General features: G+C 69.2%; 17 protein-coding genes. 11 read left to right on the top strand and 6 right to left on the bottom strand.

The annotated features are described in order from the left end of the window. Positions 1-2 precede the first annotated feature (2 nt). The gene (locus SKC42_RS23995) at positions 3-1,019 is read right to left on the bottom strand and encodes a TIGR03617 family F420-dependent LLM class oxidoreductase (protein WP_330966736.1); all 1,017 of its coding nucleotides are present in this window, start codon (positions 1,017-1,019) and stop codon (positions 3-5) included. Between the two features lie 79 nt (positions 1,020-1,098). Between SKC42_RS23995 and SKC42_RS24000 the strand changes: the two genes are divergently transcribed. Then, a complete protein-coding gene (locus tag SKC42_RS24000) occupies positions 1,099-2,511 on the top strand; it encodes a serine/threonine-protein kinase (protein ID WP_330966737.1) in 1,413 nt (470 codons plus the stop codon). Between the two features lie 88 nt (positions 2,512-2,599). Here the strand turns inward: SKC42_RS24000 and SKC42_RS24005 are convergent, their stop codons facing one another. After that, on the bottom strand, positions 2,600-3,979 hold the full coding sequence (locus SKC42_RS24005; RefSeq protein WP_330966738.1) for an FAD-binding oxidoreductase: 1,380 nt from the start codon (positions 3,977-3,979) through the stop codon (positions 2,600-2,602). 93 nt (positions 3,980-4,072) lie between these two features. Here SKC42_RS24005 and SKC42_RS24010 point away from each other — a divergent pair, with 93 nt between their 5' ends. Then, positions 4,073-4,423: a hypothetical protein gene (locus SKC42_RS24010; protein WP_330966739.1), complete on the top strand. Its 351-nt coding sequence runs from the start codon at positions 4,073-4,075 to the stop codon at positions 4,421-4,423. 161 nt (positions 4,424-4,584) lie between these two features. Here the strand turns inward: SKC42_RS24010 and SKC42_RS24015 are convergent, their stop codons facing one another. Next, the gene (locus SKC42_RS24015; RefSeq protein ID WP_330966740.1) at positions 4,585-5,013 is read right to left on the bottom strand and encodes a DUF1707 SHOCT-like domain-containing protein; all 429 of its coding nucleotides are present in this window, start codon (positions 5,011-5,013) and stop codon (positions 4,585-4,587) included. A 63-nt stretch (positions 5,014-5,076) separates the two neighbouring features. On the opposite strand from SKC42_RS24015, the gene SKC42_RS24020 reads away from it, so the two are divergent. Both SKC42_RS24020 and SKC42_RS24025 read left to right on the top strand, forming a co-directional pair. Next, positions 5,077-5,685: a TetR/AcrR family transcriptional regulator gene (locus SKC42_RS24020; protein ID WP_330966741.1), complete on the top strand. Its 609-nt coding sequence runs from the start codon at positions 5,077-5,079 to the stop codon at positions 5,683-5,685. 131 nt (positions 5,686-5,816) lie between these two features. Next, entirely contained in the window at positions 5,817-6,818 is a 1,002-nt protein-coding gene (locus SKC42_RS24025) for a hypothetical protein (RefSeq protein WP_330966742.1), read from the top strand. A gap of 15 nt (positions 6,819-6,833) precedes the next feature. On the opposite strand, the gene SKC42_RS24030 is transcribed toward SKC42_RS24025, so the two are convergent. After that, positions 6,834-8,141, bottom strand: a complete 1,308-nt coding sequence (locus tag SKC42_RS24030; protein ID WP_330966743.1) for a hypothetical protein — start codon at positions 8,139-8,141, stop codon at positions 6,834-6,836. A 200-nt stretch (positions 8,142-8,341) separates the two neighbouring features. Here SKC42_RS24030 and SKC42_RS24035 point away from each other — a divergent pair, with 200 nt between their 5' ends. The 3 genes from SKC42_RS24035 to SKC42_RS24045 are packed head-to-tail and all read left to right on the top strand — an operon-like array spanning position 8,342 to position 10,390. After that, positions 8,342-9,070 carry a DUF3060 domain-containing protein gene (locus tag SKC42_RS24035; protein ID WP_330966744.1) on the top strand — a complete coding sequence of 243 codons (729 nt, stop codon included), beginning with the start codon at positions 8,342-8,344 and terminating at the stop codon, positions 9,068-9,070. A 37-nt stretch (positions 9,071-9,107) separates the two neighbouring features. Beyond that, positions 9,108-9,728, top strand: a complete 621-nt coding sequence (locus tag SKC42_RS24040) for a TetR/AcrR family transcriptional regulator (protein WP_330966745.1) — start codon at positions 9,108-9,110, stop codon at positions 9,726-9,728. Continuing rightward, positions 9,725-10,390, top strand: coding sequence for an enoyl-CoA hydratase-related protein (locus tag SKC42_RS24045; RefSeq protein WP_330966746.1), 666 nt, complete (start codon positions 9,725-9,727; stop codon positions 10,388-10,390). Before SKC42_RS24040 ends, SKC42_RS24045 begins: the two co-directional genes overlap by 4 nt. A 22-nt stretch (positions 10,391-10,412) precedes the next feature. Here the strand turns inward: SKC42_RS24045 and SKC42_RS24050 are convergent, their stop codons facing one another. Then, a complete protein-coding gene (locus SKC42_RS24050; protein WP_330966747.1) occupies positions 10,413-10,835 on the bottom strand; it encodes a DUF6636 domain-containing protein in 423 nt (140 codons plus the stop codon). Between the two features lie 128 nt (positions 10,836-10,963). On the opposite strand from SKC42_RS24050, the gene SKC42_RS24055 reads away from it, so the two are divergent. The 4 genes from SKC42_RS24055 (at position 10,964) to kasB (ending at position 14,945) form a co-directional block, all read left to right on the top strand. Then, positions 10,964-12,226, top strand: a complete 1,263-nt coding sequence (locus tag SKC42_RS24055) for a condensation domain-containing protein (protein ID WP_330966748.1) — start codon at positions 10,964-10,966, stop codon at positions 12,224-12,226. 30 nt (positions 12,227-12,256) lie between these two features. Continuing rightward, positions 12,257-12,592: a hypothetical protein gene (locus SKC42_RS24060; RefSeq protein WP_330966749.1), complete on the top strand. Its 336-nt coding sequence runs from the start codon at positions 12,257-12,259 to the stop codon at positions 12,590-12,592. 25 nt (positions 12,593-12,617) lie between these two features. Further along, on the top strand, positions 12,618-13,376 hold the full coding sequence (locus SKC42_RS24065; RefSeq protein WP_330966750.1) for an Rv3717 family N-acetylmuramoyl-L-alanine amidase: 759 nt from the start codon (positions 12,618-12,620) through the stop codon (positions 13,374-13,376). Between the two features lie 309 nt (positions 13,377-13,685). Then, positions 13,686-14,945, top strand: coding sequence for a 3-oxoacyl-ACP synthase KasB (gene kasB, locus SKC42_RS24070; protein ID WP_330966751.1), 1,260 nt, complete (start codon positions 13,686-13,688; stop codon positions 14,943-14,945). 194 nt (positions 14,946-15,139) lie between these two features. Here the strand turns inward: kasB and SKC42_RS24075 are convergent. Continuing rightward, a partial coding sequence (locus SKC42_RS24075; protein WP_330966752.1) for a cutinase family protein occupies positions 15,140-15,345 on the bottom strand: 206 nt, incomplete at its 5' end.

The following is a 15,345-nucleotide window of genomic DNA, read 5'->3' on the forward strand; positions in this document are numbered from 1 at the left end:
CGTCAGGCCCGCAACCGGCGCGCCACCTCGCCGTACCGCTCGAAGCGCTCCGGGCCGCCACCGAGCGCGTTGTACAGCACGAGCCGGGTGGCGAGGCCGTCGTACTTCTCGGACAGCGCGCCCGCCAGGCCATCCCACGTCGATTCGGTGGCGAACGCCGCGATGTGCTCGTCGGTGATCTGGGCCGCCATGCCCTTGAAGTCGCCGGCCTTCTGCTTCTCGCGGATGAGGGCGGTGGTGCCCTCGAAGCCCGCCTCGTCCCAGACGAACGCGTAGTTGGGGGTGCTGCCGTAGAAGGCCATGCTCGCGCGCACCGACTCGCGTTCGGCGGCGCGCTCCTCGTCGCTGTCGCCGACGATCGTCAGCGCCGGCACGATGACGGCGATGTCAGACGGTGAGCGCCCCGCCTTCGCCGCGCCCTCCGCCACGTTCGGCAGGACGTGACGCTCGAGGTAGCCGATCCAACCGATCGGGTGCACGTGCACGCCGTCGGCCACCTCGCCCGCCATCCGCAGCATCCACGGATTGACCGCCGCCACATCGACTTTGGGATCGGGCGCGTCAATGGGTCCCGCGCTCCACTGCGGGGTGATGAAGTCGAGGTCATAGAACTCGCCTTGGTGGTCGAGCGTGCCGGTGCGAAACGCCGAGAAGCACGCCTTGACCGCGCGCACGTAGTCGCGCAAGCGCGGGCCCGGCCGCTCGAACGGCATCCCATAGCGGCGCACCACGTGGGTGCGGACCTGGGTGCCCAGGCCGAGCCGGAACCTGCCGCCCGTCGCCTCCTGCAACTCCCACGCGGCCGCCGCGGTGACGAACGGGCTGCGCGGGAACGCGACCGCGACGCCGGTGGACAACTCGAGACCCGGGGCCGCCTGCGACGCCACCGCCGCGCCGAGGTAGGCCGTGCGGCCGGTCTCGGTGAACAACAGCCCGGAGAACCCCGCCGCCAGGGTGCGCCTGGCCAGCTCGCCGACCTGCGCCAGCGGCTGCGGGACCGTCATCGCGTCGACGTGCATCATCGAACAGTACTTCGGCGCGGGTTACCAGCGGCCCCGAGATGGGAACACCGAGTCGAACGCAGCGAAAGGATCATCATTGTCGTCGCCGCAGCCCGGCTCACGTCTCGCCACCCGGTTCGGACCCTACGAACTGCGGTCGCTGATCGGCGCGGGCGGCACGGGTGAGGTGTATCGGGCCGTCGACACGCGGCACGACCGGGCGGTCGCGCTGAGAGTCGTGCGGCGAGAGCTGGCCGCCGCCCCGAGGTTCCGGGATCGCTTCCGGCGCGAGGTCCACATCGCGGCCGGCCTGAAAGAACCGCACATCCTGCCGGTGTACGACTTCGGCGAGGTCGACGGGATGCCATTTGTCGCGATGCATCCGGTCGACGGCGGCAGTCTCGCGGACCTGCTGCGCGCGCGAGGGCCGCTCGAAGCCAAATGGGCGGCCGCGCTTACGGGGCAGGTTGCGGCGGCGCTGGACGCCGCGCACGCGGCCGGGCTGGTGCACGGCGACGTGCGGCCGCAGAACGTGTTGCTCGCCACCGACGAGTTCGCGTACCTGGCGGACTTCGGCACGGGCGACGGGCCGGGCGCCTACACCGCGCCCGAGCGATACAGCGGCGGTCGGGTGGACCCAGCGGCCGACGTCTACTCGCTGGCGGGCGTGTTCTACGAGTGCCTCACCGGGGCAACGCCGTTCGCGTGTGACGACCCGGCCGAGCTGAAAGACGCGCACCTGTTCGTGCCGCCGCCGCGGCCGAGCATCATGCGCCGCGGCCTCGACCGCGAGTTCGACGGCGTCGTCGCCCGCGGGATGGCGAAGCCGCCCGGGGCGCGGTACGCGTCGGCGGGCGAGCTTGCCGCCGCGGCCAACGCGGCGGCATGGTCGACGCCGCCCCCCGCGAAGCCCCCGACGCGCCCGTTCGCGGCGATGTATCCGAACCCCGACGACACCGGTTACAGCCCCTATCCGGTGACCCCCGCGGAGCCCGTCGCGGCGCCGTCGACGCGCGGCCGCGGTCCCTGGGGCGTGGCCGGGGCGGCCGCGGCGCTGCTGGCGGTGGCGGCCGTCATCGCGGCGGTGGTGATGGTCGTCGGCGGCCGGCACGGCCCGCCACCCGACAGCGTGTCGGCGGCGCCCACGCCGACCGCCCCGACCTCCGCGACGCCGACGCTGTCGCGGCCCGTCTCCGGCGCCGACGGCCTGGGCTTCGTCGGCCACACCGCCCGCTGCGACCCCGGCAACTCGCCGGCCGCGGTGCTCCGAACGGCGCTGTCCCTGGTGGTGGTGTGCAAGACCGGACCCAGCGGCTTCTACTACCGCGGCGAGCGGATCCGCGACGGCGCCCACATCCAATTGTCCAATGTGGTGCGAACTTCCGGTGGATTCGACGCCACCAACCCGTCCGACGGGGTCCGCTACGAGGTGCGCCCCGAACGGCTGCGGATCATCAGCAACGGCCACGTCGACTCGTCGGAGGCGGCGCTGGAATACGCCACCACTTGAGGCTCGGCGTGGCATCGAAATCGACCTAAGTGCGAAAAAGTGCGAGTGAACACCACGCTGACGTCGATCTGGATGACGCTACCGCCGCCTAGGGTTCGGCGAACAGCACGTCGGGGTTGAGGATGCCCGCGGGATCGAAGCTGCGTTTGATGCGGTGCATGAGCGCGACCTTGGCCGGGTCCTCGAGCTTGAGGAAGTACGGTGTCTTGGCGCGCCCGAGCCCATGCTCCCCGGAGATCGCGCCGCCCAATTCGATTGCCAGCGCGAAGATGTCGGCCATCAGCTTCTTGCGCTTTTCCGGATCCTTGCACAGGATGGCCAGGTGCACGTTGCCGTCGCCGGCATGCCCGCAGCCCGCCGCGGCGCCGCCCGCGGTGGACGCCAATTCCCGAGCGGTGGCAAGGAATTTCGGCATCGAGCCGCGGGGGACCACGGTGTCGATGATGTCGTCGGCGCCGATCGCCTTGGCCGTCCAGAACGCCTTCTCGCGCGCCTCGATCAGCTTGCGCGCCGAGCCGCCTTCCAGCACATAGACGTCTGCGGCGCCCAGCTCGGCGAGCAGCTCGCCGGCCCGCTCGACGTCCTCGTCCAGCCACTCCGCGGTCCGGTTTTCCAGCGCCACAACGAGATACGCCTGGCAGCTGTCGCGGACCTGGTCGGGGATGCCCAGCTCCAGGTTCTGCGTGTGCACGAGGGCGGCCATCGTGAGCGTGTCGATGTATTCGAGGATGTACGGCCCGAGCCCGCTGGCCAGCACCCGCGGCACCGCCGCCATCACCTGGTCGAAGTCGGCGAACGGCGCGAGGACCGTGGCATTGTGTTCGAGGCGCGGGTGCAGCTTGACGATCACCTCGGTGGCCAGGGCGAGGGTGCCCTCGGAGCCGACGATGAGCTGGGTGAGGTCGTAGCCCGTGGAGACCTTGGCGATCTTGCCGCCGGTGCGGATGATCTCACCGGTGGGCAACACGGCTTGCAGCCCGACCACGTTGTGGCGGGCGATGCCGTACTTCACCGCGCGCATGCCGCCGGCGTTGGTGCCGACGTTGCCGCCGACGCTCGAGGACATCTCGCCGGGGTGGACCATGTAGCTGAGCCCGAAAGGGCTTGTGGCGGCGTCGAGTTCGGTGATGGTGACGCCGGGCTGGACGACGGCGACCTGATTGGTGGTGTCGACCTCGAGGACGGCGTTCATCCGCTCGAAGGAGATCAACAACCCGTCGCCGCGGGGGATCGCCGCGCCGGACAGCCCGGTGCCCGAGCCGCGGGCCGTCACCGGCGTGCCCTCTTCGGAGGCGGCCGAGAGCAGCTGCGCGACCTCTTCGGCCGTGGCGGGTTTGGCGACGTACGCCGGTTTCTGCGGCGGCTGCGTCAGCTCCTCGTCGTGGGCGTAGTCGTCGGGGACGGCGTCGCCGCTCAGCAGGTTGTCGGCACCGACGATGTCGGCGAACCGCGCGGTCATGTCGCTCATGAGGGCCACTCTAGGACCGCCGGCGGAAAGTACCGCCGGCGGTGTCGGGCCCTAGGATTGGCGGATGGCAAGCGGCGACAGGGGCGGCCGGCCGTGATCAGGGCCGAGCTGGTTCCGGGGTTTTACTTCGGTGACGACGCGGTGCTCGTCGCCATGGACACCGACGGTACGGAGGCGGTCCTCGCGGCGCTTGCCGAGGCGCGGCGGCAGGGGACGGCGCGGTTGGGCCGCGGCAGCAAGGCTCACGAGTTCGTCATCGAGGCCGGTGCCGCCGATATCGAATTGGGCGCCGACGGGGTGGTGTGGCGGCTCGATTCGGCCAAGGCGGCGGAGATCACCGAGTTGCTGACGGCGACGACACATGCGGGCGGCGCGGGCCACCACTACGTCGACATCGCGAGACCCACTGCCACGCTGATCCTTTCGCGCAACGAGTACGTGTAGGTCAGGGGCTCGTGACCTACACGTACTCGGGGCTCATGAAAGTGACCCTGGCCCCGACGCGGGCGGTGGTCAAGTGGCGTCCAGCGACGGGCCGTGCCGCGCGCTAGCCGCTCGGCGAGGGGTGCGCCGAATCCCGTACTGGCGCGGGTGTTTACCGCGCCTCAGCGCAGTCGGAGCTTCCTTCGGCAACCCGGCGTGGCCCGGGCATGACTGATGAGCGCGATGGCTCCGCCGAGGAGGGGCCAGATCGGCCAGAAGTAAGTGGCACCGGTCGTGACGGCGACGGCCGCCCAAACGGCCAGCACGATGACCGCCATGGCGAGGTAGCCGCCGAGGTGGATGCGCACCGCGCGGCGGGCGGCGGCAACGCGGGCGGCCCGCGCGCGGGGATCCTGCCGGCGGATGCGGTCGAGCGGTAGGTCGGCCAGGCTTCGGCGCAGTTCATCGACCGTCTGCGCCTGGAAGACGGCGTCGAGCCGGCGCTCGTACTCGTCCATCGGCAGGTAGCCCTGGGCGAGCGCCTGGCCGAGTAGGTCCGCCGTCTTCTCCCGCTCGTGATCACCGGCGAACATCGACGTGGTGTCTGGCATTTGAGCCCCCTCACATTGGATGTTTATGGCATTAACATAGGCGCCAATGTTAATGTCGTCAACATGGCAGCGCAGCGATCGGGTGCCAGGCGCCGCGGCAGCTATCACCACGGCGACCTCAAGCGCGCGCTGACCAGCGCGGCGCTGTCGCTGGTGGCCGAGAAGGGGCCGCTAGGGTTCACCCTCACCGAGGCGGCGCGGCGCGCCGGGGTCAGCGCCGCCGCCCCGTACCGGCACTTCGCCGATAAGGCCGAGCTGTTGGCGGCCGTGGCCGAGCAGGGGTTCCGGGAGCTGCATGCCGACCTGGCCGCGGCCGCCGCCCGGGCGTCGGACCCGAGGGAGCGGGTGCTGGAACTCGGCCGCGCCTACGTGCGGTGGGGCGTCGCCCATCCCGATCACTATCGGGTGATGTTCGGCGGGGAGTCGCTGAAGGCGGACCACCCGGGTCTGGCCGCGGCCGCGGAGGAGGCGTTCGGGGACCTGCTCGACGCCATCGTGACGTGCCAGGAGGCCGGGCTCACCGGCAGGAACGACTCTCTGCAGATCGCCGCGCCGCTCTGGTCGCTGGTGCACGGCATCGCGTCGCTCGCCATCGGCGGTGACCTGCAGGCCGTCGGCGTCGGGGACGCGCCGGAGGACCTGGTAAACGCCGTTGCGGGGCAATTGCTTTGAGCCCCGCGCCTGGCGCCGCCGCCCGCGCACGAACATGACAGTGGCCCGACGGCACGCGTTCGTGTCGATGTAACGGGTGGTTACTCCCTCGTCCGGGATGCTGGGTGGTGAACCCGCAGGGGAGGACAGCCATGAGCGTCGCAATGGTGGCGCCCGACGCCATCACCGAGGGTGAGACGATCGGAACCGGCACTGGCGGCGGAATTGGGACCGGCGGCAACGATTCTGGCGGAACAGGAAGCGGGACGACGTCGACGGGGGTGTACTCGCCCTACGTGGACGTCACCCTGTGGCCGGGACCCAACGGATACAACTTCGGAAACGCCGCGACCGCGGGAATCAATGACGTCACGCTCGCCTTCATCACCGCCGACTCCACAGGATCACCGGCCTGGGGCGGCTATTCGGCGTACGCGGTCAATGGCGGCTCCCAGATTTCCTTCATCAACAACCAGATCACCGCCATGCACAATGCGGGCATCACCGGGAGCATTTCGTTCGGCGGCGCGGCCGGCACCGATCTTGCCGTCTACGCAGCTTCGAACCACATGAGCGCCGCCCAGCTGGCTCAGAGCTACGAGCAGGTGGTGAACACCTACCACATTTACAGCCTCGACTACGACGTCGAAGGCGCCATGCAGAGCAATGTCCTACACCCTTCCCGTCGTGCCGTCGGGCCTCGTCGCCGGATCGAAGGGGGGCTCAACGTTCTCAACACGGCCAACACCAACGGCGTGGCCGTGTCACGTGTGAACATCATGGCCATGGACTATTACGACCCGTCGGTGACCAACATGGGCACGGCGGCGATCGACGCGGCTACGGCCACGCACAGTCAGTTGTTGGCGATGTATCCACCGCTGTCCGGCGACCAGGCTTGGCGGATGCTCGGTGTGACACCGCTGATCGGGATCAATGACGACCCGAGCGAGATCGTCAGCCTTGCCGACGCCCAACAGCTCACCACGTTCGCCCAGCAGAACCGCATCGATGGGCTGTCCATGCGGGAGCTTCCTCGCGACCTCACGGGCACGTTGGGCGCAGTGGACGCCACCGACGGCAGCGGAATCGCGCAGACGCCGTTTGCGTTCTCCCAGATCTTTGAGCAGATCGGCACCGAATCTCAGATGTGACTCGCGGCGCGGTGATCAAGCAGGTCGCGACCCGGCTTCCTCGAGACCGACATTGACCCTCTGGCAGCACTCGTCGGAGATATCCTCTGCGCCTGCGGAATCCGCGCCCCGCAACGGCCGCGTCATCTGGGCGCCGACGGAAACAAGACCTCTCCCCACAGCCACAAACACGCGCCCCGTCGTGCTTCCCACGGCCCCTACGGCGGCCAACGCGGCATCCAGAACACTGGGAATGTGGAAATCCTCCCAAACCTCCACCTGATGCTGGCGGGCCTCGGCGAAGCGGTCGAACTCGTCCCGGAGGGCGCCACGCTGCCTGACGAGCTCACGCACCGCCGAGAACCGGAAGCCGTCGATGGCCTCCGACCGCGCGACCCGGTCGAGAACGTCCTTCGCGTGCCGGTAGATGCCCAGGTCCTCCCGCAGATGGTGCTCGACGAGCTCGCGGGCCTCGTCGATCGCGCGCAACAGGTGGTCCGGTTGCGTCGACTCGATGCGCGCCAGGCTCAGCCGCTGCCACTTGTGCAGCGACTCCTCGGTGATCACCAGCAGGCTCAACACGTCGCCAATCTGGTTGTCGTCCAAAGCATTTCGTAGCTTCTCCGCGCGATGGTGCACCGGCAGACTCCGGTCGAACGATGTCAGGATGCGCCGGACATGGTCGCGCAGCTGCTCGACGGTGACGTTCAGCGCCGGACCGAGCGCCGCCACGGAATCCCAGTACGCATCGGGCAGCGACCCGTACCTCTCCAGCGACTCGACCATCCGCGAGAGCGTCAGGTTGTGGCCCAGGACGTCGCCGGCGCGCTGCGCCCGGGCCACGTCGAGCACCGCTTCGACCTTGTCCTCCACGCGCCGGACAGCGTCCTCCACCTGGGCGACCGCGGATTTCAGAGCCATCTGCACCGCGATCATCTGCGCCGACATCATCGCCTCGGGACCGAGCAGCGCCGGCTGCCACTGCAGGCGCTCCAGGAACTGGCCCGGGTCGGCGCCCGTCGTCAGCCGAAAGACGCCCTCGCCCAACGGAAGCAGGTTACCGTCGCGCAGCGCGTCCATGCTGTCACGGTGCAGCTGCACATACGTTCCGGAGTCGGCCAGCAACGCGGCCAGCCCGGCGAGTCGGGCCGCCGCGCCGGCCAGCGAGGCGCCGTCGATCCCGGCGACCCGCATGGCCTGCCCGGCCGCGGCCCGCAGCCTCGCCAGGTAGGACTCGACGGCGGCGGGGTCGCCGCCCAGCAACAGCGCCTCATCGTGGAACGCCACCACGACCTCGTGGGCTTCGGCGATTGCCGACGTCTCGAACACCCCGGTCGGGCTCATCGGCACCCCCTGTTCCTTCGGCGCACAATCGGGCCGAGAGTTGGCAGGTATTTGTCGGCTGGCAAGCCGGACGTTACACCCATGTTTCCGAGAGTCCCCATGGGTTCGCCGGCTATTCGGCATGAATTCACCCAGAACGCCCGAACGGCGGGGCAAATCGAGGCTGGCCCGCTCACGACCCGGTGTGCGACATTTGGCAAATGAAGGACGACGACCCGGAAAACCGAATCCGCGAACTGGAACGCGAGCTCGCCGACGTCACGCGGGGCGCTCGCACCAGGGCTGAACGGACACCCACAGCAACCCCGTCGTACGACTTCGCCGTCCCCGCGCCGCGCCGCGTGCCGGCCATGCGCTGGTACACCCTGGTCGTGCTGGCGGTGATGGTCCTGTCGATCATCGCGGGCCTGGTGGCCGTCATCCGGGCGATGATCGCGAGCAACGGCCCCACGTCGATCCCCAGCGGCGCACCGTCCCACAGCGGCCCCACCGCCGTGCCTCCGGGCGGCGACCTGCGGCTCACCGGCAACAACGAGACCAAGACCGTCGCCTGCAACGACGGCAAACTCACCATCGCCGGCTTCAACAACAAGTACGTCCTCAGCGGCCACTGCGCGGCCCTGATGCTCAGCGGCTACAACAATAACGTCACCCTCGACGGCACCGACGCCCTCGAGTCCACCGGCTACGGCAACGCCATCACCGACCACGCCTGCAGCAACGCCGCCGTCAAGCTCATGAGCTACGGGATCGTCTTCAACGCCACCGGGCACTGCACGTCCGTCGCCATCGCCAGCTACGGCGACAACGTCACCGTGGACAGCGTCGACACCGTCACCGTCGGCGGCTACAACAACACCGTCACCTACCGCTCGGGCGCGCCGGCGGTCACCGATTCGGGCTACGACAACGCCATTCACCATGGCTGAGCGAATAACGGAGCGGATGCTCTGTTATGATCACCCGGTGCCGCGGCCCCGCCTGTACGACCAGGACCGGATCCTCGACGCCGCCGAACGGCTGGCGGTCGAGTCGGGTCCCGCCGCGGTCACCATCCGCGCGATCGGCTCCGCGACCGGGGTGTCCAACGGAGCGCTCTACCACACGTTCGGCTCGCGCGCCGGACTGATCGGCCGGGCCTGGCTGCGCGCCGGGCGCCGGTTCCTCGCTCTCCAAACGGAATTGATCGACGCCGCCGGTGACGGCACCGCCGCTGTGGTGGCGGCGGCCGAGGCGCCGGGAGTCTTCGCCGAACAGCACCCACACTCCGCGCAGTTGCTATGGACGGTGCGCCGCGACGACCTCCTCGGCCCGGATACGCCCGCCGAGATCGCCGACGAACTGCGTGACCTGGACCGGTTACTGGTGGCGGCCATGATTCGGCTCGCCCGCGCCATCTGGGACCGCAAGGACGCCGAGGCGGTCGACGTCATCACCACCTGCATCGTCGACCTGCCGACCGCGATCCTATTGCAGCGCAACAGGATAACTGACCCATCCGCACGAGAGCGACTGCGTGCCGCGGTGCGGGCCGTGCTGGACGTCGGGGCGCCTGCACCGCGCCCCACCACCGAAAGGACACTATGACACCGACACTGGACTGGGATGGCAAGATCGCCGTCCTGCACCTCGGCGAGGACGAAAATCGGTTCTCCATGCCGTTTCTCGACACCATCGACAGCCACCTCGACGAGATCGAGAGCACCGGCGCGCAGGGCCTGATCACCAGCGGCGGCCCCAAATTCTACTCGAACGGATTGGACCTGGACTGGCTGGCCGCCCACGGCGATCAGACGCAGCACTACGTCGCCCGAGTGCAGGGCATGCTGGCCCGCGTCCTCACCTTCCCGATGCCGACGGCGGCCGCAATCACCGGACACGCCTTCGGTGCCGGCGCCATGCTCGCCATGGCCCACGACTTCCGGACGATGCGCTCCGACCGGGGCTACTTCTGTTTCCCCGAGGTCGACATCCGCATCCCGTTCACCGACGGCATGGCCGCGCTGATCCAGGCCAAGCTCACCCCGCGGGCCGCGATCGCCTCGATGACCACCGGCCGGCGATTCGGCGGGGGAGATGCCGCCGAATTCGGCATCGTCGACGACGCCGCCGCCGAGGACGCGGTGGTTTCCGCGGCGACCGACCTGATACGCCCGCTGGCCGGCAAAGACCCCCGAACCCTGGGAGCCATCAAGCGGACCATGTTCGGCGCGGCGGCGCGGACCCTGAGGGGCGTCGCGGCCGACTGATCGCGCCGCGGCTCAACGGATTTCAGCCGAGCTCGTAGGAGTCGCGCGACACCAGGAAGAAATGTCCGGTGCTGCTGTCGGTGCACCTGATGCCGGCGGCCTCGCTCACGCAGGTGACGGTGCCCGCGGACAGCGACTGACCGTATTCGAGGGTTTGCTCGCCGGGCATCCGCAACGTGTCGCCGTGACACTGCATTTCGGCCGGCCGGCCCTGCGGTAGGCTGAACCGATTGCCCCACGCGACGTGTTGCGCACACGGCGGCCCGGCCGGCACCTGGTAGGTGAAATCGCTGACATCGCACTCGGCGGCGGTGTTGCTCAAGACGCACGCGGTGTTCCCCGACGGTGACTGGAACGGCAGGTCGTCGGCGTGGGCGGTCGCCGGTAACAAAATCGCCACCACGGCCGCCGCAGGCACGAAGAAGTAGAACGTCGTCCTGGTCATCGTGCTGAGCCTAATGGGCTGACCTGATTCCGCGTGACGGTTCCCCTGAATGCGCGCTCGGCGGTGAACCCGCCGGCCGGGTGAGTCGTCAACCCTAATAGCACATCCTTAAGACGTTCGGAGACTTTGTGATTGGACACCGCGAGCTGGACAGTGCAACGACCCTGGTGCGTCCCGTCGACGCCTACGAGCGGCTCTTCTACCGCTTCGCCGAGCGCAATCCAGCGCATTTCGCGATCGTGGCAGAGTTCGACACGGTCGTCGCCGCCGGCCGGGTGCGGCCGGCGCTCGACGCCGTGCAGCGCCGGCACCCGTTGCTGTCGGTGCACGTCGAGGACCGGCCGGACACCCGCCTCGGTTTCTACCGGGCGCGCGACGCCGCCCCCGTCGACCTCACGGTCCGCCACAACGCCGAATCGTCGTGGGATGGCGTGTTGGCCGAGGAACTCGCCCGGCCGTTCGACCGGTCGCGCGCTCCGCTCATGCGGGCCTGCTTGGTCAGGGGTCGGGAGTGGAGCGCATTGCTGCTGGTCTTCGATCACACCATTGCCGACGGGATATCGTCGGTCTTCGTGCTCGGCGACGTGCTGGCGGCGATGAACGGCCAGGCGCTGCCGCCCCTGCCCGAGCCGCCGTCCCAAGAGCACCTGACCGCCCGCATGCTCGGGGCAATCGCACCTTCGGACTCCGCGCTGCTCGATGATCCACGCATGCACATGCCGAGCACATTTCGGCCCTTCGACGGCGCACCGCCCAACGTGCACACGCTCACCATGGCCGACGTTGACACCGCGATGCTGGCGCAGCGCTGCCGCGCAGAACGCACCACGGTGCACGCGGCGCTGGTGGTTGCGATGTGCCGGGTGCGCGCCACCGAGCAGGCCGAGAGTTTCGTGCGCGCGCTCAACCCGATCAACTTCCGGGCACTGATCGGGGTCAAGGGGGACTGCGGGCTCTACTTCCAGTCGGCGCAGACGGGCTGGTCTTCGGACGGCGCGCCGTTCTGGGAGCAGGCGCGCGCGATCACCGCGAGCATGGACGACGCCAGGTCGCCGCGCGGCATCCTCGCCCTTTCGCTCGGCGTACAGGGTGCGATGACCGTCGGCGCCGGAACCGACGTCGCCGAGGATGTGTTCGGGCGCGTCTCCCCGTGGGAGCTCCTCATCAGCAACCTCGGCGTGCAAAACCTCGACGGCTCCGGCCCGCTGCGACCCAAGGCCGTGTGGGGTCCGGCGGTGCAGAGCCAGACCGCCGGCGAATACGCCACCGGCATCACCACATACGAGGGCAGGCTGCGCATCGTCGCGTGCGGATACAGCGTGCCGGCCACCTTCCTCAAGGGCGTCGCCGATGAGTTGGCGGCGGCCGTGGAGGAGCGCGACCAGCCCTAGCTTGTCAGTGGCCGTCCTTATCTTGTCGGCATGAATAAGTCGAACACCTTCTCCGGCGGCGGGATCGGCGCGCTGCTGGGGCTCGCGGTGCTGATCTGGATCATGATCGAGCTCATCTGGTGGATCGCCGCGGCGGCGGCGCTGGTCGTCCTGTTCCTGCTTGCGAGGGCGATCGTCGGCGAAGTCCTAAGACGCGCCGGCCCGTGGGCGGTACACCGCGCCGCGGTCGGCGTCCGCGCCGATCGGCAACACAGCTGGGTGGTGCGCGGGGGCGACCGGGGCGTTTACGGGTCGGAGGGTGCCGAACTGATGCACTACCTCTACCCGGCGGGAGGACAGGTGAGGCGGCTGAACCTCAGGCGTTAGCGGGCCGATTGTTACCATCGCCCGGATGAGTGACCGGCCGGCGACCGTCTCCAGGCGCGACGCCCTGCGCTACGGCGGCCTGGCGCCGCTGTTGGTCGCAGCCGGCGGACTGCCGTCGGCGCCCCGAGCGCACGCCGGCGTCGCCGGGTCGTCGGTGTTCCTCGACCCCGGGCACAACGCCGTCAACGACGCCTCGATCAACGCGCAGGTGCCTAACGGGCGGGGCGGCACCAAGCCGTGCCAGACCTCGGGCACCGCCGCGGGCGACGGCTACCCGGAGCACGCGTTCACCTGGGCGGTCGTCGGGCTGATCGCTGCGTCGCTCAACCAGATGGGCGTGAGCACGCTGCTGTCACGTGACGATGACAGCTCCGTCGGTCCGTGCATCGACCAGCGCGCGGCCTTGGCCAACGCGATGCACCCGGACGCCATCGTGAGCGTCCACGCCGACGGCGGTCCGCCGTCCGGCTCGGGCTTCCACGTCAACTACTCCAGCCCGCCGCTGAACGCGATCCAGGCCGGCCCAGGCGTGCGGCTGGCCCACGCGATGCGGGATGCCCTGGCCGGCGCCGGCTTTCAACCGTCCACCTACATCGGGTCCGACGGGCTGTATGGCCGCGACGACCTCGCCGGTCTCAACCTGGCCCAATACCCGGCGGTGCTCGTCGAGCTGGGCAACATGAAGAACGCCGACGACGCCGCGCGGATGGAAAGCCCGGACGGCCGGGCGCGGTATGCCGCGGCCGTGACCCAGGGAATCATGGCGTTCATCAATGCCCGGTAGGCCGCCACGCCGACCCCGGCAACGCTCACGGGAGCCTTCGCCACCGCTCCGAAACGCCAGATACCGCATGCGGTAGGCTCAAACGATCCGACTTCACTGGAACTGGCCAGCAAACATTGGCCACAAAACTGAACGTTTCGCGGCTCCAAGGGTATGCGGCCCCCGAAATGGCTGCTCCCGCCGTCGTCGGGCACCCGACACCGCCTGCGCAGTTGCCGCCGAAACGCGACGTTGTGTTTGCATGATGGGTAGTGGGTGGGGCTTGCCGGCAGGCGTCACCCAGCGTGAGAGGGAGGCTGCGCACAGCTGATGACAGAGATGGTTACCGGGAAAGCGCTCCCGAATGTCGTTGTCACCGGAATCGCCATGACCACCGCGGTGGCGACCGATGTCGAGAACACGTGGAAGATGTTGTTGGACGGCCGGAGTGGGATTCGCAAACTCGACGACCCGTTCGTCGAGGAATTCGACCTCCCGGTCCGCATCGGCGGGCACCTGCTGGAGGAGTTCGATACCCAGATGTCCCGCGCCGAGCTGCACCGCACGGGTTACCTGCAGCGGATGTCGACGGTCCTGACCCGCCGGGTGTGGGAGAACGCCGGCTCGCCCGAGGTCGACCCGAACCGCCTGATGGTGTCCATCGGCACGGGGCTGGGCTCCGCCGAGGAGATGGTCTTCAGCTACGACGACATGCGCGCCCGCGGCATCAAGGCCGTCTCGCCGCTCGCCGTGCAGAAGTACATGCCGGACGGCGCGGCCAACGCGATCGGGCTGGAGCGGCGCGCCCGGGCCGGGGTGAACACCTTCGTGTCGGCGTGCGCGTCGGGGTCGGAGGGCATCGCGCAGGCGTGGCGCAACATCGTCTTCGGCGAGGCCGACGTCGCGATCTGTGGTGGCGTGGAGACCAAGATCGAGGCGGTGCCGATCGCGGCGTTCGCCCAGATGCGCATCGTGATGTCGACCAAGAACGACGACCCCGAGGGCGCTTGTCGCCCGTTCGACAAGGATCGCACCGGCTTCGTGTTCGGCGAGGCGGGCGCGGTGATGGTCATCGAAACCGAGGAGCACGCCAAGGCCCGCGGCGCCAACATCCTGGCCCGCCTGATGGGGGCGAGCATCACCTCGGACGGCTATCACATGGTGGCCCCCGACCCCAACGGCGAACGCGCCGGATACGCGATGACCCGCGCGATCCAGCTCGCCGACCTGAGTCCCAGCGACATCGACCACGTCAACGCCCACGCCACCGGCACCTCGATGGGTGACCTCGCCGAGGGCAAGGCCATCAACAACGCGCTCGGCCCGCACGGCGGCAACGCCGTGGTCTACGCGCCGAAGGCCGCGCTGGGCCACTCGGTCGGGGCGGTCGGTGCGGTCGAGTCGATCCTGACCGTGCTCGCGCTGCGCGACCAGGTGGTGCCCCCGACGCTGAACCTGGTCAACCTCGACCCGGAGATCGATCTGGACGTGGCGGCGGGCAAGCCGCGAACTGGCAACTACCAGTACGCGATCAACAATTCGTTCGGCTTCGGCGGCCACAACGTCGCGCTCGTCTTCGGGCGTCCCTGACACCGGGCCGTTCTGCATGTTGGCGTCGAGATCGCCGCATTGGTCGTGATCCGTGGCGCGCCGCGACCACCGTGGCAATTTCGGCGGTCTCGCGGGCGGGCGGTAAGCGCGCGCGCCCCAAAGGCGGTGAGCGCCTTGATGGCCAAGCCGCTCAGCGCTACGGACCCGCGATATCCGTAGCGCTGAGCGGAAGTTCAGCCCCCGAAGCCCTGCCGGGGGGCGGTCGCCATGGTCGCCGGGCCGCCGGGAGCGGCGGGACCGCCCTCGCCAAGCTTGGCGGCCGCGAAGTCCACTCCCTGATTCACGAATTGGTTGTCGGTGACGTAGGTGTCGTGGGCGGCGAAGTTGAGGCCGTCGGAGCAGACCGGGTCCTCGGTGGCGCAGACCTTGATGGTCTTGG

The sequence above is a fragment of the Mycobacterium sp. 050134 genome (assembly GCF_036409085.1).
Lineage (GTDB): Bacteria > Actinomycetota > Actinomycetes > Mycobacteriales > Mycobacteriaceae > Mycobacterium.